We start from the raw sequence: 21976 nt of genomic DNA, 5'->3' as shown, positions 1-21976 counted from the left end.
AAAATGGAATTAACGGAGTTTATTATCAAGACTTTAACAATCCTGGTTGTTTTTGTTCTAACACTGGTGATCGCAATGTACTCAACCTGGGGAGAGCGCAAAGTGGCTGGTTTCATCCAGGACCGGATGGGACCAAACAGAGCGGGACCGGGCGGATTATTGCAACCCTTGGCGGATGCGGGTAAAATGTTTTTTAAAGAGGACTTTATCCCTGCACTTGCTAACAAATGGCTGTTTATTTCCGGACCAAGTTTGGCGATGTTAACAGCTCTGCTGGCTAGTGCGGTAATTCCTTTCGGAAGTACTTTTCGTTATGGAGGAGCAGAAGTGGTTCTTCAGGGTGTTGAATCAAACATTGGAATTCTTTACGTTTTCGGTGTTGTAGCACTTGGAGTATATGGAATTATGATTGGTGGCTGGGCTTCAAATAACAAGTTTTCGTTGCTTGGTGCAATTCGTGCAGCTTCTCAAAATATCAGTTATGAAGTAGCTATGGGACTTTCCCTGATTGCTATTTTGATGATGAGCAGTTCTTTATCTCTTGGTGATATCGTTGCTCAACAACATGGTGGAAACTGGAATATTTTTTACCAACCGTTAGGTTTCATCATTTTCCTTACCTGTTCTTTTGCAGAATGTAACCGCGTACCATTCGATTTACCTGAATGTGAAACGGAACTTGTAGGCGGATACCATACGGAATACGGAAGTATGAAACTTGGATTTTATCTGTTCGCGGAGTATATCAACATGTTCGTTTCTTCGGCTATTATTTCTGTGCTTTATTTTGGCGGCTACAATTATCCGGGAATGGATTGGGTATATAACCAGTTGACGGCTGCGTTGGGTACGACAACAGGCCACAATATTGCTACACTAATTGGTACAGGCGTATTTTTTGGAAAAGCATTATTCTTTATCTTCTTCTACATGTGGGTTAGATGGACACTTCCACGTTTCCGTTATGACCAATTGATGAATTTAGGTTGGAAGAAATTAATTCCATTGGCTATATTTAATATTATCATCACCGGAGCATGTGTGCTTTTCTTAAAACCATACATTACTGCTTTGTTGAACTAAGTAACAAAAAATCCATATTGCCATGCAATTGACAAATCGCTCTAAGCAAGTAAGCAATAAAGAAATGACGCTGATGGAGCGCGCCTACCTACCCGCTATTGCGACTGGTCTTGCGATTACTCTGAAGCATTTTTTCGCTAAAAAAGTAACAATTCAATATCCAGAGGTAAAACGGTATTTAGGACCGGTTTTCCGTGGAAGACATATACTTAAAAGAGACGAAGACGGCCGTGAACGTTGTACTGCCTGTGGCTTATGCGCAGTTGCATGTCCGGCGGAAGCAATTTCTATGGTTGCTGCTGAACGCGTGAAAGGTGAGGAAACCCTGTATAGAGAAGAAAAATATGCTGCGGTTTATGAGGTAAATATGCTGCGCTGTATTTTCTGCGGACTTTGTGAGGAAGCTTGTCCGAAACAAGCAGTATATTTGCGTCATGATGAATTTATACCTGTTTTCAACGACCGTAATCAGGTGATCTGGGGGAAAGATTTATTGGTAGAAGATATGAACAATCGTTATACCCGTGAAGCCTGGACAAAAGAGGAAGCTCATATTCTAGACCGCAAAAGAGCTGATGGCGAAGTAACCAATGTTATTCCAAGAGCTATTCCCTGATTTTCAAAACCTGAATCAGCAATTCAAAAAATACTATGAATCCGACGCTATCATTTTTTTACTTTTTGTCTTTTTTAACTGTGCTTAGTGCATTGATGGTTATCCTGTCAAAAAACCCTATTCACAGCGTACTTTATCTTATTCTGACGTTTTTTACGCTTTCAGGACACTATATTTTATTGAATGCACAGTTTCTGGCAGCGGTGAATATCATCGTTTATGCAGGGGCAATCATGGTACTATTTCTTTTTGTGATTATGTTCCTTAACGTGAAGGATATTCATGAAGAAGCTAAAAATAGTCTGACCAAAATTGCAGCAGCGATTGTAGGCGGAACAGTTTTCGTAATTCTTTTCGGAGCTTACCGCAAAACGATCATCGCCCCGGCAGATCCTAATACGTTTGACTCGCAGGTGGGTATGATCGAAAGTTTGGGAAAACTTCTTTTCCGCGAATATTTACTTCCTTTTGAATTAGCCTCAATTTTGCTTTTGGTAGCGATGGTGGGAGCTGTAATGTTAGGTAAAAGAGAGATTGGAGAGAGACATTTTTGATCGGTTTCAACATAAGTTTATAAGCAGAAAGCGGATCGTAATTGATTCGCTTTTTTTATTAATCCCCGGTTATTAATTGGCTAAAAAGTCAGTTCTAATTTAGAACTGCTCGATAGAGCATCCTGTTTATAGAAAAGAATTCTCAGAAGCCAGATCAAAACTCTGTAAGAGTTTCCTGATTTCACAGCTTGAATAAGGAGGCTCCTATGGAGCCATGCTAACCCCAACTCTAATGATCAGCGATAAACTGGATGCTCCGAAAGGAGCAAATCAATAAAAAGGAGCCACCTCTCACGAAATGGCTCCTTCTTAAACTTTTACATTTACTTTTCCTATCCCCTACTCTACCTCAGCATAAGCCTCAACGGGAATACAAGAACAAATCAAATTTCTATCTCCAAAAGCGCTGTCGACGCGACTAACGCTTGGCCAGAATTTATTGAAACGTAAATGAGGTAACGGGAAAGCAGCTTTCTCGCGACCGTAAGCATGTTCCCAAACATCTGCAAGTACAACACGCGATGTATGAGGAGCATATTTAAGTACGTTATCAACTTTATCAGCCAAACCTTCTTCCACTTCACGCACTTCATTTCTGATCGCGATCATTGTATCACAGAAACGATCCAATTCAGCTTTGGATTCAGATTCTGTTGGTTCAATCATTAATGTGCCAGCAACCGGGAAAGATAAAGTTGGTGCGTGGAATCCATAATCCATCAAACGTTTTGCCAAATCTTCCGCTTCAACACCGAATGCTTTAAACGGACGACAATCCAGGATCATCTCATGCGCACAACGTCCGTTTGTTCCAGTGTAAAGAACCTCGTAGTGACCGGCAAGACGTTCTTTAATATAATTGGCATTCAGAATCGCATATTTTGTAGCATTCGTAAGACCTTCTGCGCCCATCATTGCGATGTATGCATAAGAAATGGTCAGAATACTTGCACTTCCATAAGGTGCCGCAGAAACCGCTCCGGCTTGTCCGGCTTCCAGATGTTCAGACTGTTTGCCCAAATTAACATGACCTGGAAGGAATGGGATAAGATGCTCTGCAACACCAATTGGTCCAACACCTGGTCCGCCACCACCGTGAGGAATACAGAATGTTTTATGCAGGTTCAGGTGACAAACATCCGCGCCGATAGAAGCAGGACTTGTCAAACCTACCTGAGCATTCATGTTGGCACCATCCATATAAACCTGTCCACCGAAGGAATGGATCATCGAACAGATTTCAATGATACTTTCTTCATAAACACCGTGTGTAGAAGGATAGGTTACCAACAGACAAGAAAGCGAGTCTTTGTATTGTTCCGCTTTTGCTTGTAAATCAGCTACATCAATATTTCCGCGTTCGTCACATTTGGTAACAACCACCTTCATACCCGCCATAACAGCAGAAGCCGGGTTTGTTCCATGTGCAGACGAAGGAATCAAGGCCACGTTACGGTGATGGTCACCTCTGCTTTCATGATATCCGCGAATGGCCATCAATCCTGCATATTCACCTTGTGCGCCTGAGTTTGGCTGCATCGACATCGCCGCGAAACCTGTAATTTCACATAACCAGGCACTCAATTCTGCAACCAATTGTCCATATCCCAACGCCTGATTTGCAGGAACGTAGGGATGTATTGCACCAAATTCCGGCCAGGTCAATGGAATCATTTCAGCCGTTGCATTCAATTTCATGGTACAGCTTCCCAAAGAAATCATCGAATGAACCAAAGAAAGATCTTTGTTTTCCAGTGATTTCAGATAACGAAGCATCTCGTGTTCTGTATGATAAGAACTGAAAACCGGATGTGTCAGATAAGAGGAAGTACGAACCAGATTTTCAGGAATATTAAACTCCATTTCTTCGTCAATGACCATCTCCCCCTGAAATCCGGAAACTTCTGCGAACAGATTCAAGAGTGCTATAACATCTTCAAAAGTTTTAGCTTCATCAAATGATACACTAACGCTGTCATCTTTATTATAACGAAGATTAATTCCCCATTTCAAAGCATTTTCTCTAATCTTGGCTGACAGCGGCGTTTTGATCGTAACGGTATCAAAATAATTGGTAGTTACTACGTCGTAATGGAATTTCTTGATCGTATCTACAAACAATCGTGTCAACCCGTGAACGCGTGAAGCAATATTTTTAATTCCTTCCGGACCGTGGTAAACGCTATAAGCTCCTGCAATTACTGCAAGAAGAACCTGTGCAGTACAAATATTTGAGGTCGCTTTTTCACGACGAATATGCTGCTCACGTGTTTGAAGCGCCATTCTCAACGCACGATTTCCTTCCGCATCAACAGAAACACCAATGATACGTCCTGGAATATTACGTTTAAAAGCATCTTTTGTAGCAAAGAATGCTGCATGAGGACCTCCATAACCCATCGGTACGCCAAAACGCTGCGATGAACCAACTACCACATCAGCACCCATTTCACCAGGAGCTTTTAGTAAGGTTAACGCTAACAAATCCGCAGCAACAGCAACTGTAACATTCACATCATGCGCAGCAGCTATAAAATCAGTATAATCAATCACTTCTCCATCGGTAGCCGGGTATTGCACCAATACGCCATATAGATTTTCATCAGTCAAATCTACGGTTGCGTGGTTTCCAACGACAACTTTTATTCCAATCGGATTGGCTCTTGTGTAAATCAAATCAATGGTCTGCGGATGACAAAGCTCGGAAACGAAAAATGTATCTGCTTTTTTCTTTGAACCCGGGCGCAGGCTGTGAAGCATCGTCATCGCTTCTGCTGCTGCTGTTGCTTCATCTAACAGAGAAGCATTCGCAATTTCCATTCCGGTTAGATCGGTTATCACCGTCTGAAAATTCAAAAGCATTTCCAATCTTCCTTGGGCAATTTCTGCCTGATAAGGCGTATATGCAGTATACCAGGCTGGGTTTTCCAGAATATTTCTTAAAATCACATTGGGCGTGATGGTGTCATAATATCCTGTTCCTATATAAGTTTTCAGGATCGCATTCTTACGCGCCAGTTTCTTGATTCCATCCAAAAAATCTTTTTCAGATTTTGGATTTGGCAAATTCAAAGGCTTTTGCAGACGAATGGCTGCCGGCAGCGTTTGTGCTATCAATTCATCCAGAGAAGATGCTCCAACCGTGCGCAACATTTCCTGTAATTCCTGCTCATTCTTACCGTGATGACGGTTTTCGAATTTATCCTGGCTTCGAAGATTGATTTTCATTATTTGGGCTAACGAGACCGTTATATAGTTGGTTATAAAATACAAAAGTAAGCAAATCCGTGCAAATCTCAGAGAGATTGTCGGGAATGCTTACTCTTGAATATGTTCAAAAATCAATAAAATTTTCTTTTTAATGTTTGGGACAACCGCAGTCCGTTTTGCGTTTGAATATTCCAAGGAATTTTTTGGATTTCGGTTTTTGATATCCTCTGTTTTTCTTCCTGTTGTTAGAAAACATTTCTGACTTAACATGCTTAGGAGAAGCTTTTACTTCCTGAACACCGGAAAAGCCTAAAAGAAATCCCGACAGAATAAATAATGCAACAAATTTTTTCATAACTCTATAAATTAAACCCTTTAACCTGAATATTGAACGACTTTAGATATGTTGCAAGTATGTATAACAGAACATTAAAATCCTGATTTACAAAGATCTTCATTATTTTTAACCTCTTACCAACTCAATGATTGTAATCTCTGGCAAAATCCCTACACGTCCGGGATATCCCAAATAGCCAAATCCCCGATTTACGTATAGATGCTGGTTATTTTCAGTATATAAACCTGCCCACTCTTTGTAACGATATTGAACAGGACTCCATTTTATCCCCGCTACTTCAACTCCAAACTGCATTCCATGCGTATGACCGGCAAATGCTAAATCTATGTCATTATACTTTGGCAAAACCTGCGCGCGCCAGTGACTTGGATCATGGGAAAGTAATATTTTAACAGGGTAATCTTCTGTACCCTGATAGGCTTTGTCAAGGTTACCATATTTGGCAAAATTTCCTGCTCCCCAGTTCTGAATACCAATCAATCCAATTTCTTCATTATCAACCCGAATCGCGCGATTTTCATCAAGCATTAAATTCCAGCCCAGTAATTTATGAGCTTTTTTCAAATCAGCAAGGTTCCGATCTTTCTCTTGTTGCGAACTCCATTGATAATAATCGCCGTAATCATGGTTACCTAACGTTGAATGCACGCCAAGCGGTGCTTTCACTTTTTCAAAAATGTTGATATAATCCTTAACCTCAACGGCCCTGTCATTAACCAAATCTCCGGTAAAAAATGCGATATCCGGTTTTTCTTTTAACAACATTTCAACACCACCTTTTACCGCCGTTTTATTGAAAAAGCTCCCCGAATGGATATCAGAAAGCTGAGCGATCTTCATTCCGTGAAATGCTTTCGGAAGGTTTTTCAACACAACTTTCACCCGGCGTATCCGGTAGTCATGTGCGCCGGATAAAATTCCGAAGGCAAAGGTGCCCATCAAAGCCGTTCCTGCTACCAAGGCGGTAGTCTCCAGAAATTGCGAGCGGGGAATACCAGGCTCCGCAGTAGTAGTTGGATCGACCGGCGAAACGGATGGAATAAAGTGACCTACAACCCATTGGATCAAACGTCGAACATCATCAATCAACAAAAAGAAAACCACAAGCAGTTTTGACAAATAAGGAATTGCGATGCCCGCGATGATGAAAGTTCTGGTAATGCGATTGAAAAAGTCAGCCGGAAGAAACTGCATCATCACATAAGCAAACAATGTTAAAGACGTAAATCCCCAGTAAGCAAGGGTGATCCATCTTTGTGTCGGCTGGGAAAGATTCCGGATTACAAAACGTAAAGCCTGCCAGACATACCAGTCGATGCCAAAAAGCACAACTGTTAATAGTATAAAAAAAAGAGTACGGTTCATTCCAGTCAAAAAGGTGTATATGACGAAATTAACATCCAATCCGTTTTTCTCGTTCGGATGAAGAAAACTTTATTGAGTAAAATAGTTTTGAAGGAAAAAAATTAATGCTGAACGGTAAGGTTATTTATGTAAAAGGTGGAATTTTGTAGTTTTGTACTTTATTAAAATTTTATGTTATGCCTGATTTCGATTTTAAACGTTTCCATATTCGTTCCATGAACGCTTCCGGTGAAGAGCGTGCCGCTATCAATCAGGAATTAAAAGATCTTTATGCCTCGCTTTCGGAAGAGGATAAAACGGTTTTTAATGAACAGCTTCAAAAATTCCTTATCAGTGAAACAGCCCGTGTGAAGTCAGATTACGAATCTATTCACGGTCTGAATAGCCCGAATTAAGTTTTTAGCTATCAGCTGTAAGCGTTTAGAATTAATAATCCAGGGTTGGTAGCTTATTATAATGTCAACAAATATTGCTGCTACTTTCTAATTTAAGGTTGGATCAATTGGATAATGCGCAATTGAGCGATATTCACCACCCATATTTTTTAAAATTTCCCGCCAGAAATTAGCAGGTGGCGTTGTAAATAAAAAATCAGAAGTAGTCTGGGTAATAATCCACGAATTCTGAGAAAGCTCATCTTCAATCTGCCCCCCGCCCCATCCGGAATAACCAATAAAAAAACGGACATCATCTGCTTTCAATGTATTGATATTAAGCAGTGTTTTGACCTGATCAAAATCTCCTCCCCAAAAAACATTGGGCATAATTTCAGCTCCTCCAGGAATTAGATCCGGTTTACGGTGAATAAAATGTAAAGTATTCTTTTCAACCGGTCCGCCTAAATGCAAAGGAATATCCTGGTAGATTGTATCATCAAGCACATCTCCTAAAAACAAGTCCGTCACCTGATTAAGAACAAAACCAAAACTTCCCTGTCCGTTATATTCACATAACAGAATGACGCCCCGCTCAAAATTCGGGTCACCCAAATAGGGCTTGGCAATCAGCAAAGAGCCTTTGAATAGATTTTCTGTCATGGCCATGTTGTGTGAATTTAATTAATTAAAGAACGAAATATATTTATTTTTAAGTAACATTACCTGTGTTTTATATTTCTCGTTGATTAACGAAAAAAGGAAATATTAATTAGAAAAACGAATATATAATCATTTAAATATGGCGCTGATCAGATCGGTTCGTGGAAATCATCCTGAGTTTGGGGAAAACTGCTGGCTCGCAGAAAATGCAACAGTTGTCGGTGATGTTATTATGGGTGAGCACTGTACGGTTTGGTTTAACGCCGTAGTTCGCGGTGATGTAAATAGTATCCGGATCGGTAACTATTCCAACGTGCAGGATGGTGCAGTCATCCATTGTACTTATCAAAAAAACGGTACCTATATCGGAGATTATGTTTCCATAGCACACAATGCAATTGTTCATGGCTGTGTTATTGAAGATCACGTTTTGATTGGTATGGGATCAATTGTGATGGATGGGGCGGTAATTGGAACTGGCTCCATTATTGCAGCAGGTGCTATTGTTACACAGAATACCAAAGTTCCGCCCGGAACAATCTATGCCGGAAATCCAGCGAAATATTTGAAAGATGTCTCTCCTGAATTAGGATCTATTATTGACAGGACTGCGAATAATTATATTACTTATTCGGGCTGGTTTAAGGGGGAAGAATAAAAGATCAATCTTCCTTTCCAATCAATAAGTCAGGACTATTGTCTGTTTTTTTGAAGGATATAGGGCCCAAAAATAGGTATGTAAAACATGCTTGTAAAATACATAACCAAAATCCAGAAGTTCGCGGATCGAAGCTGCCACGGTCAAGGATGGCCATTAATCCTAATGCCATAACAACTATCATTCCGATGTTGAAATTGCGCTGCTTCTTATTATAATAAATTTTCATAGTGTGTCTTTTTCAATACTGAATTAAAAAAGTTCTACTCCTCAACCATTCCCTTTCTTGCGTTTAAGTATCCTTTGATTACCGTGAAAGTAGTAATCGCTAAAAAGAATAAAATGATATAGTGGACATAGTCAACAATCCATGGAAAGCGTTCACCAAATAAAAATCCGCCACCGGTAAGTGCGCCAATCCAGACCGCCCCGCCAATTACATTGTTCAAAAGAAAAGCGGGAAATGACATTTTTGCTACACCGGCCAAAATCGGTGCAAAAGTTCTGACAATTGGCAAAAAGCGACTGACGATCAATGTTCTACTACCATATTTATCAAAATATTTCCGGGTTGTATCAAGGTGTTTTTTCTTGAAAAATAATGAATCCGGCCTGTTCTCAAACATACCTCCAAAATATTTTCCAAAAATATATCCGGTAAGCGAGCCGAGCACAGCAGCCGCGAACATACATAACAACAGAATTCCGATCGGTACCTGTAAAATTCCTGTTCCGCAAAAAACCCCTGCAAGAAATACCAGATAATCACCCGGAAGGAAAAAAGCAAAGAAAAGTCCGTTCTCTGCAAAAACTATAAAAGTAATAACAAGCAAACCGCCGGTCCGGATTAACTCTTCCGAATTCAGCAGGTACTGGAAAAATTCTACAATTGAATTCATAGGGTTTTTACTCTAAGTATCCATTATTTTTAAGATAATGAATCACTGTACTAACAAAATGGCGGGCTTTGTGTAAAGTTTCTAAGGCTTCTTCATCATTCATTAAACTTAATATGTGCTCCTTTATGCGATTTTGAAGTTACATTTTTAGTTTCTAAAAGGGCTATCAAACAGTAATAAAGCGCATAGTAACAGCGATTCACAGTTGCAGAATAAAAACCTCCTTCGAGATTATAAACCGCGTTGTCAATACTGTCCTCAGCTTTTAATATGATTGAATTAATATCACTCATATTTCAATTCCTTCTGAACGAATATTTCGGTAAAGTGGCATAGTGCTATCTTCAAATTTCCTCTTACTCGTTGGAACAACGCTAAATACTTTATGGTAATGCCTTAAAATTTCCCCCAATACAGGGGAAATTTTTGATATTTCTGTCAAGGGACGAACTTCATCTTTATTTAAAACAACCAGGAAATCAACATCAGAATCATCACGAAAGTCATTTCGGGCAAATGAACCGAACAAAATCACTTTGTAGAGCAAGTCACCATACAAAGTTCTCATTTCATCTTTAAATTCCTTTGAAACCGTTTTGATATTCATGACGATCGCTGATTATCTTTTTCAAAATTAAGCATTTTCAGACAGTTCCAGCCAGCGCATTTCTTTATCAGATTGCGCTTGTGTTATTTCTTCAATTTGCATTGCCCATGAAGTAACCTCTACATGAGAGCCACCGTTTTCCAGTTTTTCCAACAACTGCGCTTTTTTCTTTTCCAAAGCTGCCATTTCACCTTCCAGCATTTCAAATTCACGCTGTTCTTTAAAACTTAATTTTTTCTTCGGAGCAGCAGGCATTATAACTTCTTCTTTTACAGGTGCTGGTGCGGCAGCCTGTGGACTTTTACCTGATGCAACATTTTTCTTTTCAGCCTCAACCTCGTCCTGATAATCACGAAGTTCAGTATAGTTACCCGGGAAATCGCTGATTTTTCCTTCTCCTTCAAAAACAAAAATATGCTCAACCAAACGATCCAGGAAGTACCTGTCGTGAGATACGATCATGATACATCCCGGGAAATTCATTAAAAATTCTTCCAGAACGTTCAAACTTGCAATATCCAGATCATTGGTAGGCTCATCCAGAATCAGGAAGTTTGGCTGTTTGATCAGGGTTAGTAACAATTGCAGTCGTTTCTTTTCTCCCCCACTCAACTTTGCAATAAAATCATATTGCTTGGATGGCGAAAACAAAAATGCCTGCAACAAATGTCCGACCGTGACGGTTTCTCCCGTACCAAGCTGAACGACTTCTGCAACATCCTTCACAATGTCAATAACACGCTGCGTTTCGTCAAAAACCAGATCCGTTTGTTTGTAATAACCAAACTGAACCGTTTCTCCTTTTACAATTTGTCCGCTATCCGGTTCCAATTCACCTGTGATCATGTTCAGCAACGTGGACTTACCCATACCGTTCTGACCAACAATACCGATCCGGTCACCTTTTCGGAAAGTGTATTCAAAGTTTTTGATAAGCTGACGATCACCAAATCCTTTACTTACATTTTCCATTTCAATGATTTTACTTCCCAAACGCGCTGTGCGTACGTTAAGCTCCATCTGCGTATCGAATTTTTTCTGGCTTGCTTTCTCCTTTAATTCCTCAAAAGCATCCACACGGTATTTTGCTTTTGTACCACGTGCTTTCGGCTGACGTCTGATCCAGTCGAGTTCCTTACGCATCAGGTTTCTTGCCTTATCAATTCCGGCAGCTTCGGATTCTTCGCGTTCAGCTTTCTTTTCGAGGAAATATGAATAATTTCCTTTGTAAGAATATGCCGAACCGTGATCCAGTTCCAGTACCTGATTACAAACCGTGTCAAGGAAATACCTATCGTGGGTTACTACCAGAAGGGTAGTATTTTGTGTATTCAAATATTTTTCAAGCCATTCAACCGTATCCAGATCTAAGTGGTTGGTTGGCTCATCGAGAATTAGCAATTCAGGATCTTCCAGTAGAATTTTAGCCAAAGCGACACGCTTCTTTTGCCCTCCTGAAAGGTTTCCATATAAATTTTCCGTGTCATGGATTCCCAGTCTTCCTAAAACCTCTTTGGCCTTATACTCAAAATCCCAGGCTTTGTAGGTATCCATATCTTCCATCGCGGTCGCCAATGCATCATGGTCGTCCGTCTCAATAGCATGCTCGTATTTTTTTACAGCAATCGCAACGGGATTGTTTGACGAAAAAATCACTTCCAAAACTGGTAGTAACGGATCAAAAGAAGGACTTTGATCCAGATAGCCTACACGGATATCTTTTCTCAGACTGACAGATCCTTCCTGTGGGGGAATTTTGCCCGTTAAAATATTAAGAAATGTCGTCTTTCCAGTTCCGTTTGTTCCGATAAGTGCCACTTTATCACCGCGACTGATTCCGAAACTGATATTTTTAAAAAGCCATCTGTCGCCAAACGACTTCGCAATATTTTCTGCTGAAAGGTAATTCATAGGTAAATTTTGGATTCTATAACTGCAAAGGTAGGATAGATATTAGAGAAGAAAGAAAAAATTCGTTTTCATAGGGTAAATACCATAATATTGCTACTTATTCTTTGTTATATGGTTCAATGAGAACACATTTTAAAAAATTATGTACAAAAAAATCTTAAACCTAATCCCTGTTTTTTTTCTTTGTTTAAATGCATCTGCGCAAGACAATTTCAAAAGTTACACGCAGGTAATCGGCGGAAGCCCACAAGTTTATGACATGGTTGCCATTCCGGGCGGAGAGTATACCATGGGCAGCCCTGCCACCGAAAAAGGCCGCAGACCAGATGAAGGGCCTCAGCATAAAGTTAAGATTGAGCCATTCTGGATGGGAAAAGTTGAATTGAGCTGGGATATTTATGATTTGTATGCTTTCAAAAATATGGAAAAAGAAATGGCCTTACGCCATCCTGATCCAGAAAAAAGCGTTGCAAAAACGGATGCAAGTACACGCCCCAGTCCTCCATATGTGGATATGTCATTTGGAATGGGCCGTGCCGGATATCCGGCAATTAATATGACACAATATGCAGCCATTCTTTTTTGTAAGTGGATGTATGAGAAAACCGGCGTTTTCTACCGTCTTCCAACCGAAGCTGAATGGGAATATGCTTGTAGAGCTGGATCAAACACAGCTTACTCCTTTGGAGATGACGCTACGAAACTGGATGAATATGCATGGTATCGCAAAAACAGCAGTTCGGCATATAAAAAAATCGGAACTAAAAAACCGAATGCATGGGGATTATATGACATGCACGGAAATGTGATGGAATGGACACTTGACCAGTATGTTCCGGATTATTATACCAAACAACCGGCAGGAGAAAAGTTTGCACCGGTAACAGAACTTTATCCGACTGCTGTACGCGGAGGATCATGGGATGATGAACCGGTTGATTTGAGAAGTGCGGCTCGTACGCCTTCAAAACCGGAATGGAAAGTTCTGGATCCACAACTTCCTAAAAGTGAATGGTGGATGACAAGTGCATCTTTTGTAGGTTTCAGATTGGTAAGACCTGTTAAAACGCCTTCGGCAGAAGAAATTGCCAAATATTACAGTCCTGCATTGATAGAAGATTACTGATATATAAACTCTTAATTTAACTTTAAAATGGAACAAAACAGACGCGAATTCCTTAAAGCATCCGGCCTGGTTGCAGGCAGCGTGATCCTGAATCCTTTCACGGGATATGGATATAACAGCGCAGTTGGCGAAACCATCAGAGTGGCTTTGATTGGCTGTGGCGGACGCGGAACAGGTGCTGCGGCGCAGGCTTTAAGCACAAAACAAAATGTGCAGATCGTAGCGATGGCTGATGCTTTCAAAGACAGGCTGGATGAATCTTACAAAAATCTTACTGCCAAAAAATATAAAAACGCGGCCGGTACTGTTGTAGATATAAAAACAAAAGTAGACGTTCCTGAGGATCGTAAATTTGTTGGATTCGATGCTTTCAAAAAAGCAATTGCATTGAAAGATGTGGATGTTGTTATTTTGGCAACACCTCCGGGATTCCGTCCGTCTCATTTTGAAGAAGCGGTTAAGAACAACAAACATATATTTATGGAAAAACCGGTTGCAACAGATGCGCCGGGTATCCGTAAAGTTTTAGCTATTGCAGAAGAAGCTAAGAAAAAGAAATTGAATGTGGTTGTCGGTCTTCAGCGTCGTTATCAGGCCAATTACCTGGAATCGATCAAACGAATTCATGACGGGGCTTTGGGTGATATCGTTGGCGGACAGGTTTACTGGGTTGGAAGCAGCCCATGGATGAAAGAGCGTCAGCCAAACCAGACTGAAATGGAATATCAAATGAGAAACTGGTATTATTTTAACTGGCTTTGCGGTGATCACATCAACGAACAACATGTTCATAATATTGATGTGGCGAACTGGGTAAAAAATGCTTACCCAACACAAATTCAGGGGACAGGCGGACGTGAAGTGCGTACAGGAAAACAGTATGGCGAGATTTTTGACCACCATACACTGGATCTTGTCTATGCCGATGGAACGACAATTTCAAGCCAGTGCCGCCAGTTTGAAGGTACCTGGAACAAGGTGGACGAGGCTTTTGTAGGAACAAAAGGACGCATTGACAGCTTTGATGGCAAGAAAACAGTTCTTAAGGATTACAAAGGTGGTGTGATATATGCACATGACGACAAAGGTGATATCAACCCATATCAAGTTGAACACGACGAATTATTTGCTGCTGTTGCAAAAAGTGAATATAAATTCTGGGATGCTGAAAGGGCAGCCAAAAGTACTATGACTGCCATCATGGGACGTATGGCTACGTATTCAGGAAAACTGATCAAGTGGGATGAAGCCTTAAATTCTGATATCAATCTATTCCCGGACAAGCTTGCATGGGATGCAAACCCTAAGCTGATGCCTGGACCAGATGGATTGTACCCAGTTGCAGTGCCTGGAAAAACCGTGGTTATCTAAAATTCTACTGTTAAAATAAGAAAGGCTGCGATCTAAAACCGCAGCCTTTCTTATTTCTGATTTTAATGAAATTATTTTATAGTATTCCAGGTTTGGATCTTGTCATCTTTTGTCTCCACCAGCCAGACCTTATTATTTGGAAATCGTTTCAAATATTTCTTTCCTTCTTTAATTCCGGATACACTGAACGCCGTTGCCAGCGCATCAGCTTCAACTGAGGTTGGAGAAATCACGGTGGTTCTCACATGATATAGAAGACCAATTCCAGTCTTTGGATCAACAATATGAGAATACCGTTTTCCATTATATTCCAGATACCGATAGGTCGGGCCGGAAGTTGCCATGCCAACATTGGAATATTCAATCGTTTCAATGGAATCACGACCCGAAGAAATTACAATTTTCCATCCTTTTTCACCGGGAGGCGCATCCATTAAGGCAAGTTTTCCACCTGCGTCGATCATTCCGGATTTAATACCATATTGTTTCAAAACTTTCACCGCCTCATCAGCCGCATAGCCTTTTCCCAATCCTCCGATATCCAGCCGCATCCCCTTATCTTTAAGTTGAATGCTTTGTGTTTTTTTGTCAAATTTAATTTTTTGATAACCTGTTCTGGCCAGCGCATTTTTGATCAGATCCGCATCCGGCAAATAACCTTTTCTCGTAGCACGCCGCCATTCCTGAACGATCGGTCCAAGTGTAGCATCAAAAGCTCCATTTGTTTTTTTACTAATATCGTCCGAAATAAAAAGAATATCAAAGAGGTCCTTGCTAACCGGAATCCATTTATCGGTACCGGATTGCGCGGAGACCGCATTTATTTCGCTGTCATCACGATAATCGCTTAATGCCAGATTTAGATCCTCAATCCTTTTAAAAGCACTCTGAGCTGCTTTATTAGCAGTTGAATCGTTGTTAGAATAAATGATAATCCTAAAAGGCGACCCCATTAATCCTCTTTCAAAAGTGTAGCGTTTTTCCTGGGCGAAAGTTTGGAGAGGAAAATAGCAAAGTAAAAATAGAATCCCTATATTCGATATATAGTGTTTCTTTGAACCAAAGTTAGTTAAAAGGTGGAACGAAAGATATAACCGGGTGAAACTGAATCTACTAAATGCTATTATCATCTTATCAGCAGGTCTGCTATTAATTGCCACAGGTGCACTTATTAAACCTGCACATGTGCAATTTAGTAATCCCACCATGTTGAGTGGGCTCATTATTGAATTTCTAGGAACAATTTGGCTTGTGCTCAGTCTTAACCAGAGACGAAAAAAGAATTAAAGCTTGCTGGCCTTGTTCCTTAAATAGAAATCTGCCAGAACCAACGCGGCCATGGCTTCGACAATAGGAACGGCGCGCGGGACAACACAAGGATCGTGACGTCCTTTGCCCTGCACAACAGCGGTATCTCCATTTGAATCCACACTTTCCTGATCCTGCATAATCGTTGCTACCGGCTTGAACGCAACTTTAAAATAAATATCTTCACCATTAGAAATCCCCCCCTGAATGCCTCCGGAATGGTTTGATCGGGTATGAACTTCTCCTTTGTCATCAATAAAAAATGCATCATTATGTTCTGATCCCAGCATCGCAACACCATCAAAACCGCTGCCATATTCAAAACCCTTAACGGCATTGATACTTAACATCGCTTTTCCAAGTTCAGCATGCAGTTTGTCAAAAACAGGCTCACCCCATCCGGCCGGAGCACCTTGAATTACACAATTTACAACGCCTCCGATAGAATCGCCTTTTTTCCGGATGTCATCAATGTATGTAAACATTTTTTCTGCCATTTCAGGATCCGGGCAGCGTACAGCATTATTTTCGGTTTGGGTTAAATCAAGCCCGGTGTAAAATTTATCAAGTTTCAAAGCCCCTACCTGAGAAACATATGCTTGGATATTAACTCCAAAATTGGCAAGAAGCAATTTCGCCAAAGCACCGGCTGCCACCCTTGCAGCAGTTTCTCTTGCCGAACTTCTTCCGCCTCCACGATAATCCCTCACGCCATATTTTACCTGGTAGGTATAATCTGCATGAGAAGGGCGAAATTGTGCTGCTATATGTGAATAATCCTTACTCCGCTGATCCTCATTTCTGATGATCAATGCAATTGGAGTACCTGTGGTTTTCCCTTCAAATACGCCCGACAAAACCTCAAATTCATCGGCTTCTTTCCTTTGGGTTGTGATACGCGACTGGCCTGGTTTTCTGCGTGTCAACTCGCTTTGAATAAAATCTGTATCAAAATCGACGCCGGCCGGACAGCCCTCCACGATTACTCCGATCCCTACACCATGTGATTCCCCGAAAGTAGAAATCTTGAATATTTTTCCGTATGTACTACCCATGAAATTATTTTCTTAATACCCAAACCATAGTAAACAACAACAGAATTACGATGGCGTTGGTTATTTCTTTTAGTATTTTTTTAAAATCAAAATGCTCCGCACTGCTATCTAATCGTTCGAGATTGTCATACAACCCTGTGGAGCCATGTAACGATATGTTGCCTAATTTATAATCTTCACCTTTCACCTGAAGTGTTTTTTGGGAAATCAGTGTATCGTACTTTGCTGCTTTGGGATCAAAATAAACCCATTGAAAATATCTTCCCATTGGAAAAGTCCCATCCTGGCGTGGTACTACAAAATAGTCAAAGCTCTTTTCTCCTATTACGTTCTGGTTAGTTCTTTTTATAAGCTGACTGATATCAGGCGGATAAAAGTCAAACGATGAATTGGCGATAATTTCCGGTGTTGGAATTGCTGCTATATTTCCTTTTCCTTCAATCCTGAACAAATATCTTATGCTTTCTCCGGGATACACAAGTGCACTGGACAGTCGCTCAAAAAGTTTATATTGTCCTACCGCCACCTGGTCCTTTAATGGATGTGGAGGCAATGGTTTAACATTCACTTTAACAACTTTCGACCGAAAACTTTTAAGTACTTTGCCTTCCCCTGCTTTGCCACTACCCACCAACATTTCCAAAGTTACCGAAGGAAAAATAATATCCTGCAACGTCATTGGGAAAAACTGGGCCTGATATAAATTGAATTCGGTATATTTTCTGCCGCCAATTTCAATACGACGCTTTGCAATTTCTTCAATACCAACATTTTCTTCCCAACATCCAACAGGGCGTATTTTTTTCAAAATTGACTGTAACTGAACGTTTACCTGATAAAAGTCCATTTGTATCGGTGCATTTTCGGCTACATACAGAGAAATTCCAAGTGCAAAACCTTCACGCATGAAAACGCTCTTTTTATTAGCACCTACGGAAAGAAAAACATCCTCTTCATTATTCTCAATTTCCGGCAATAGTGCGAGATCTTCTTCGCTAATCACTTCCGGGTTTATTAATACCCTGGTATTGTACTCAACCGTTATACCTTCCGACTTGATCTTCAATCCATTCACTGTCACAAAAAATGGCGGAATTACATATGTGCCTTCCTTCAGAGCGAAATACTGCTGGCTAATGGTTTGCACGACAACTTTTTCCCCACCTACTGTGTTTATTGAACTGGTGGCAGATTTGCTTCGCTTTTCAAGCCCATTAATTTCCGGAAAACTTACCGAAGGCCGGTTTTCTTCACCAGGAACAACAACTGAAATGGTAAAAGGCTCATCCATTTTGAGATTTTTAGGCCCAAATTCGATTGTTGGATCATTATTTATTATTTGCGCATGAATAGTACAAGAAAAACACAAAATTATGCTTAAAATTACATATAATTTCATCGTAAATATTCGTTACACTTATTTATGATACTTATATGGATTAATAATCTGTTCAAGTTTTTAAACGTTGTGTCATACCTAAACCGCAAAACTACATAATACTATGGCCTCTATGCTTGAATACATTAAAATTATTCTGCAAAAGGTTAGTTTCGACCGCAGATTGTTCGAAAAAGAATTAAGAAAAGCAATTCGCATGTTAATGCCTGCCGAAGTAAAACGTTTAAGAAACTGGTGTTATGAGAATTATAGCTCAGTACATTTAGCGACGCTAAATAATTGCTTTCCGCTTCCATCTACACTGGGCTGATCCACTGTAATTGAATAAGAATAAAACGAAAAGACCCGCCGAAACTGGCGGGTCTTTTCGTTTTATTCTTAAAGCCGGCTTATTTCTTAGGAGCTGGCTTTTTTGTTGTTGCTGGTTTAGTCGCAGCAGCAGCAGTTTTACCTGTTGTTTCGGTTGCTGCCGGTGCCATACCTAATGCTTCTTTTGCAGCTGCACTGGTAGGATCGATAGCAAGCAATTTGGTCCAGTATTCTTTTGATTTCGCTTCGTCCTTCAATGTAGTCTGGCTATAAAAAGCAAGGTAGTTATAAGCCAGTTTCAAGTAAGACTTGTATTTCGATGGATCCGGATCTTTTTCTGCCAGTTCAGCAAGTTTAAGATAATACGGAGCTGAAATTCCTTTATCAATATTCTCTTGTTTGTCATATGCATTGTAAAGCGCACTTGCTCTCCAATAGTAACCATATGGCCAATCCGGAAGTTTTTGAGTTACAGTCGCAAACGTAGAATCAGCAGATAGATACATATTTCTTTTGTTAGCAGCAATTTGAGCGCTATCGCCAGCAGTATTATCCAAAGATCCCAAAGCACCAGCTAACTGGAACTTGGAAAGACCTAAATAGTAATAATCATTTGCAGACGCCTTAGAAGTATCCAGTGCTATACCTTTATAGTACGCCGAAGCAGAATTACCAAAATCCTTCGCAGCGTAATACAACGCACCAACTTCTTTATAAGTCGTTGCAGCATCTGCTTTACTTGTGTCCATATCTGCACCTTTCAGGATGTAAAGCACACCTGTTGAGTCGTATCCTTTTCCGTCGGTTACTTTGGCATTGTAAGCACGACCAAGATATTTATAGTCATCTCCGATTACTTTGTCCGGAGCCACTTTGATAAACTCATTCAGGTTCTGAATAGCCATATCAGGATTATTTGTCTTGGCATAAGACCAACCGTACATACGTAATGTAATAGGGTTGTTAATCTTTCCTTTCATCTCATCCAAAATCTGCAAGGACTTTGTATAATCATCCGCAGTAAAGGCAAATTGAGCTGCACGAAGCTTCGTTTCAGGATCAGATGCAAGACTTTTTTGCATGTAAAGATCGTAGTTCTCAGCAGCCTGTTTGTATTTCCGGGCAAAGAAATAAAGCTCAGCAAGATCCTGGTATGCAGGTGCAAAATTAGGATCAGCTTCTAATGCTTTTTTATAGTTTTCCAGTGCCAGGTTATAGTTCTTACCTCTCAAATAAACCGAACCGATTCTGTTATGTGCAACGGCGTAATTAGGCTTTGCAGTTAACGCGTATTCGTAGGCAGTAACAGCAGCACCACCTTCATTACGCAACATCAAAGCATCACCTTTCACAATATATGCATCAGCAAGATTTTTATCTCTTTTGATCGCTTCATCAGCCAATCTGATTGCTTCTGCCGGATCATTGTTCTTTTCAAAAAGAGTATAAGCTTCAGCTATACGCAAAAGAACTTCAGCATCTTTACCTTTTTTCTTTTCCGCAGTTGCAAACAATTCTTTTGCTTTGGCCATATCGCCTTTTCCAAGCGCAACCGTTCCAAGACCAACCTGGTTAAGATATGATTTCTCGTCTAGTTGAGCACCTTTTTCAAAAGCTTTCTGAGCTTCATCCAATTGCTTATTAATTACATAGTAGTAACCAAGATAGTATTGATTATCTGCCGAAGGAGTACCTGTGGCAAGTTTTGTAAATAATTCACCTGCCTCTTTATTACGTTCAGCATGTATTAAGGCCAAACCATCCTGCACTGTCTGCGCATAAGCATTTACAACTGAAAAAATGCATAATACCAGCGCTACTAACTTTATTCTCATGTTTCTGTTCATTTTTACCCGGTTAATATAATGACAAAAGATTTGGTTTTTCAATAAACAAGTTCCAAATGTAATAAATTGTGTAAGAAGACTAAAGATTTTGTCCAGTCCTTATTTCCAGCTCCCTGGGATACACTACCGTAGGAATTAACCCCATCTTCTGAATAATGAGCCCACCTACGTCCCTGGCAATATAATTTACCATACCGCTGCCAAGTCCTGCGTATCCCTCCCGGATAATAATATATACATCCCGGGAAAGTGGATAATTTTTTAATTCAAGTCCATTTTGAAAAGGCTGATAATACTCCTGAATTGAAGCAGGGTTTGGATTTTTAGAAACACCTAAAACCCGTATTCCCTTTGAAAGCTCCCTTGCCAAGGCATCATGACCATCACTTATCCAGTTAACCCCAATAAAACCCAGGCTTAAAGGATTTTTCTTAATTTCGTCAATGACCTTCGAATTTGATCCGGCTGACGTTATTCTAAGTTTCTGAATACTTTTCAAATTGAATTTACTCATTACAAAGTTAAGATTGCTGGAATTAGCACTATCAAAAACAAGCGTAATGGGACCTTCCAGATTGCTACCTTTTAGCTGAGACCAATCGGTAATCTTACCTTCAACAATAGATTTCACTTCATCCATTGTTATTAAACTATCAGCATTGCCTCCGTTTACTACAAGAGCTAATCCGTCTAAAGCAATATGATGTGCTTTCTGAATTCCTTCCTGCTGGCGCACCATTGAGATCTCATTCTCACTTAACTGCCTGGTAGCAAAAACCAATCTAACGCTATCTTTCAATAATTCCAGAATAGCTTCCTGCTCTGGCTTATAAACTACGTTGAAATGAGCTTTTGGATAAATTCCCTCGTAAGCCTTTGTCAAGGCGTCTACAAGAGGTTTAAATGATTCGTCCGCCGCTATCGTGATTGTACCCTGAACAGGATTATCGCGCTCCTTTGAAGAAGTTTTGGAACATCCTGACGCCAGGATTAAAATACACAGGAAGATTCCTATGCCTGCACTGATTGGATATTTCATGCTTCTTGTGTGTAATAACTCATTTCTTCCAAACCCTGTACCCTCGGTAAAAACCGTACAAAATAAGTGTGCCAGCAAAGGCATATCGTTGCATGCTACCGACAGGGAGCAACTTAAAAGATAAGGAGGAGGAGATCAAAAAGATCCCTCCTCCCATATATACTAGAGCCATTAACAAAGAAGCAATATTGATCACTTTCTCATGCAATGGTTTTTCCTTCATG

The 21976-nt window shown here is 40.3% G+C and carries 21 protein-coding genes; 8 read left to right on the top strand and 13 right to left on the bottom strand.

What is annotated here, in order from left to right; translation table 11 throughout:
• Positions 1 to 3 precede the first annotated feature (3 nt).
• From nuoH to LXL81_RS12320, 3 genes are read left to right on the top strand one after another with little or no spacing between them, the layout of a single operon-like run.
• Positions 4 to 1083: an NADH-quinone oxidoreductase subunit NuoH gene (gene nuoH, locus LXL81_RS12330; protein WP_234647093.1), complete on the top strand. Its 1080-nt coding sequence runs from the start codon at positions 4 to 6 to the stop codon at positions 1081 to 1083.
• Between the two features lie 22 nt (positions 1084 to 1105).
• Entirely contained in the window at positions 1106 to 1699 is a 594-nt protein-coding gene (locus tag LXL81_RS12325; RefSeq protein ID WP_234647092.1) for an NADH-quinone oxidoreductase subunit I, read from the top strand.
• 35 nt (positions 1700 to 1734) lie between these two features.
• Entirely contained in the window at positions 1735 to 2253 is a 519-nt protein-coding gene (locus tag LXL81_RS12320; protein ID WP_194124433.1) for an NADH-quinone oxidoreductase subunit J, read from the top strand.
• A 339-nt stretch (positions 2254 to 2592) separates the two neighbouring features.
• Here the strand turns inward: LXL81_RS12320 and gcvP are convergent, their stop codons facing one another.
• The 3 genes from gcvP to LXL81_RS12305 form a co-directional block, all read right to left on the bottom strand.
• Entirely contained in the window at positions 2593 to 5481 is a 2889-nt protein-coding gene (gene gcvP / locus LXL81_RS12315; RefSeq protein ID WP_234647091.1) for an aminomethyl-transferring glycine dehydrogenase, read from the bottom strand.
• A 130-nt stretch (positions 5482 to 5611) separates the two neighbouring features.
• Complete coding sequence (locus tag LXL81_RS12310; RefSeq protein WP_234647090.1) at positions 5612 to 5818, bottom strand: hypothetical protein; 207 nt, start codon at positions 5816 to 5818, stop codon at positions 5612 to 5614.
• 108 nt (positions 5819 to 5926) lie between these two features.
• Positions 5927 to 7186, bottom strand: a complete 1260-nt coding sequence (locus LXL81_RS12305) for a metallophosphoesterase (protein ID WP_234647089.1) — start codon at positions 7184 to 7186, stop codon at positions 5927 to 5929.
• A 176-nt stretch (positions 7187 to 7362) separates the two neighbouring features.
• On the opposite strand from LXL81_RS12305, the gene LXL81_RS12300 reads away from it, so the two are divergent.
• On the top strand, positions 7363 to 7581 hold the full coding sequence (locus LXL81_RS12300; protein ID WP_234647088.1) for a hypothetical protein: 219 nt from the start codon (positions 7363 to 7365) through the stop codon (positions 7579 to 7581).
• An 87-nt stretch (positions 7582 to 7668) separates the two neighbouring features.
• Here LXL81_RS12300 and LXL81_RS12295 read toward each other — a convergent pair whose 3' ends face one another.
• Complete coding sequence (locus LXL81_RS12295; RefSeq protein ID WP_409013886.1) at positions 7669 to 8229, bottom strand: YqgE/AlgH family protein; 561 nt, start codon at positions 8227 to 8229, stop codon at positions 7669 to 7671.
• Positions 8230 to 8362: 133 nt separating this feature from the next.
• Between LXL81_RS12295 and LXL81_RS12290 the strand changes: the two genes are divergently transcribed.
• Positions 8363 to 8881: a gamma carbonic anhydrase family protein gene (locus LXL81_RS12290; RefSeq protein WP_234647086.1), complete on the top strand. Its 519-nt coding sequence runs from the start codon at positions 8363 to 8365 to the stop codon at positions 8879 to 8881.
• 263 nt (positions 8882 to 9144) lie between these two features.
• Here LXL81_RS12290 and LXL81_RS12285 read toward each other — a convergent pair whose 3' ends face one another.
• From LXL81_RS12285 to LXL81_RS12275, 4 genes are all read right to left on the bottom strand, one after another.
• Positions 9145 to 9780 (bottom strand): DedA family protein, encoded by a 636-nt coding sequence (locus tag LXL81_RS12285; protein ID WP_234647085.1) that lies wholly within the window; start codon positions 9778 to 9780, stop codon positions 9145 to 9147.
• 95 nt (positions 9781 to 9875) lie between these two features.
• A complete protein-coding gene (locus tag LXL81_RS29320; RefSeq protein ID WP_409013885.1) occupies positions 9876 to 10073 on the bottom strand; it encodes a HEPN domain-containing protein in 198 nt (65 codons plus the stop codon).
• Positions 10070 to 10387 carry a nucleotidyltransferase domain-containing protein gene (locus LXL81_RS12280; RefSeq protein ID WP_234647084.1) on the bottom strand — a complete coding sequence of 106 codons (318 nt, stop codon included), beginning with the start codon at positions 10385 to 10387 and terminating at the stop codon, positions 10070 to 10072. Before LXL81_RS12280 ends, LXL81_RS29320 begins: the two co-directional genes overlap by 4 nt.
• 27 nt (positions 10388 to 10414) lie before the next feature.
• Complete coding sequence (locus LXL81_RS12275; protein ID WP_234647083.1) at positions 10415 to 12298, bottom strand: ABC-F family ATP-binding cassette domain-containing protein; 1884 nt, start codon at positions 12296 to 12298, stop codon at positions 10415 to 10417.
• Positions 12299 to 12440: 142 nt separating this feature from the next.
• Between LXL81_RS12275 and LXL81_RS12270 the strand changes: the two genes are divergently transcribed.
• Both LXL81_RS12270 and LXL81_RS12265 read left to right on the top strand, forming a co-directional pair.
• Complete coding sequence (locus LXL81_RS12270; protein ID WP_234647082.1) at positions 12441 to 13424, top strand: formylglycine-generating enzyme family protein; 984 nt, start codon at positions 12441 to 12443, stop codon at positions 13422 to 13424.
• A 27-nt stretch (positions 13425 to 13451) separates the two neighbouring features.
• The gene (locus tag LXL81_RS12265; protein WP_234647081.1) at positions 13452 to 14795 is read left to right on the top strand and encodes a Gfo/Idh/MocA family protein; all 1344 of its coding nucleotides are present in this window, start codon (positions 13452 to 13454) and stop codon (positions 14793 to 14795) included.
• A gap of 71 nt (positions 14796 to 14866) precedes the next feature.
• Here LXL81_RS12265 and LXL81_RS12260 read toward each other — a convergent pair whose 3' ends face one another.
• The 3 genes from LXL81_RS12260 to LXL81_RS12250 form a co-directional block, all read right to left on the bottom strand.
• A complete protein-coding gene (locus tag LXL81_RS12260; RefSeq protein WP_234647080.1) occupies positions 14867 to 15748 on the bottom strand; it encodes an FAD:protein FMN transferase in 882 nt (293 codons plus the stop codon).
• Between the two features lie 330 nt (positions 15749 to 16078).
• On the bottom strand, positions 16079 to 17158 hold the full coding sequence (gene aroC, locus LXL81_RS12255; protein WP_234647079.1) for a chorismate synthase: 1080 nt from the start codon (positions 17156 to 17158) through the stop codon (positions 16079 to 16081).
• Positions 17159 to 17162: 4 nt separating this feature from the next.
• On the bottom strand, positions 17163 to 18557 hold the full coding sequence (locus tag LXL81_RS12250) for a BatD family protein (RefSeq protein ID WP_255713703.1): 1395 nt from the start codon (positions 18555 to 18557) through the stop codon (positions 17163 to 17165).
• A gap of 103 nt (positions 18558 to 18660) precedes the next feature.
• On the opposite strand from LXL81_RS12250, the gene LXL81_RS12245 reads away from it, so the two are divergent.
• Complete coding sequence (locus LXL81_RS12245; protein ID WP_137338192.1) at positions 18661 to 18867, top strand: hypothetical protein; 207 nt, start codon at positions 18661 to 18663, stop codon at positions 18865 to 18867.
• A gap of 79 nt (positions 18868 to 18946) precedes the next feature.
• Here the strand turns inward: LXL81_RS12245 and LXL81_RS12240 are convergent, their stop codons facing one another.
• Both LXL81_RS12240 and LXL81_RS12235 read right to left on the bottom strand, forming a co-directional pair.
• Positions 18947 to 20701 carry a tetratricopeptide repeat protein gene (locus LXL81_RS12240; RefSeq protein ID WP_234647077.1) on the bottom strand — a complete coding sequence of 585 codons (1755 nt, stop codon included), beginning with the start codon at positions 20699 to 20701 and terminating at the stop codon, positions 18947 to 18949.
• Positions 20702 to 20792: 91 nt separating this feature from the next.
• Complete coding sequence (locus LXL81_RS12235; RefSeq protein ID WP_234647076.1) at positions 20793 to 21752, bottom strand: PstS family phosphate ABC transporter substrate-binding protein; 960 nt, start codon at positions 21750 to 21752, stop codon at positions 20793 to 20795.
• Positions 21753 to 21976 lie beyond the last annotated feature (224 nt).

This window comes from Dyadobacter sp. CY356, from assembly GCF_021440195.1.
Taxonomy (GTDB): domain Bacteria; phylum Bacteroidota; class Bacteroidia; order Cytophagales; family Spirosomataceae; genus Dyadobacter.
The sequence above is the reverse complement of the archived record's forward strand: the minus strand, read 5'-3'. Positions and strand labels throughout refer to the sequence as shown.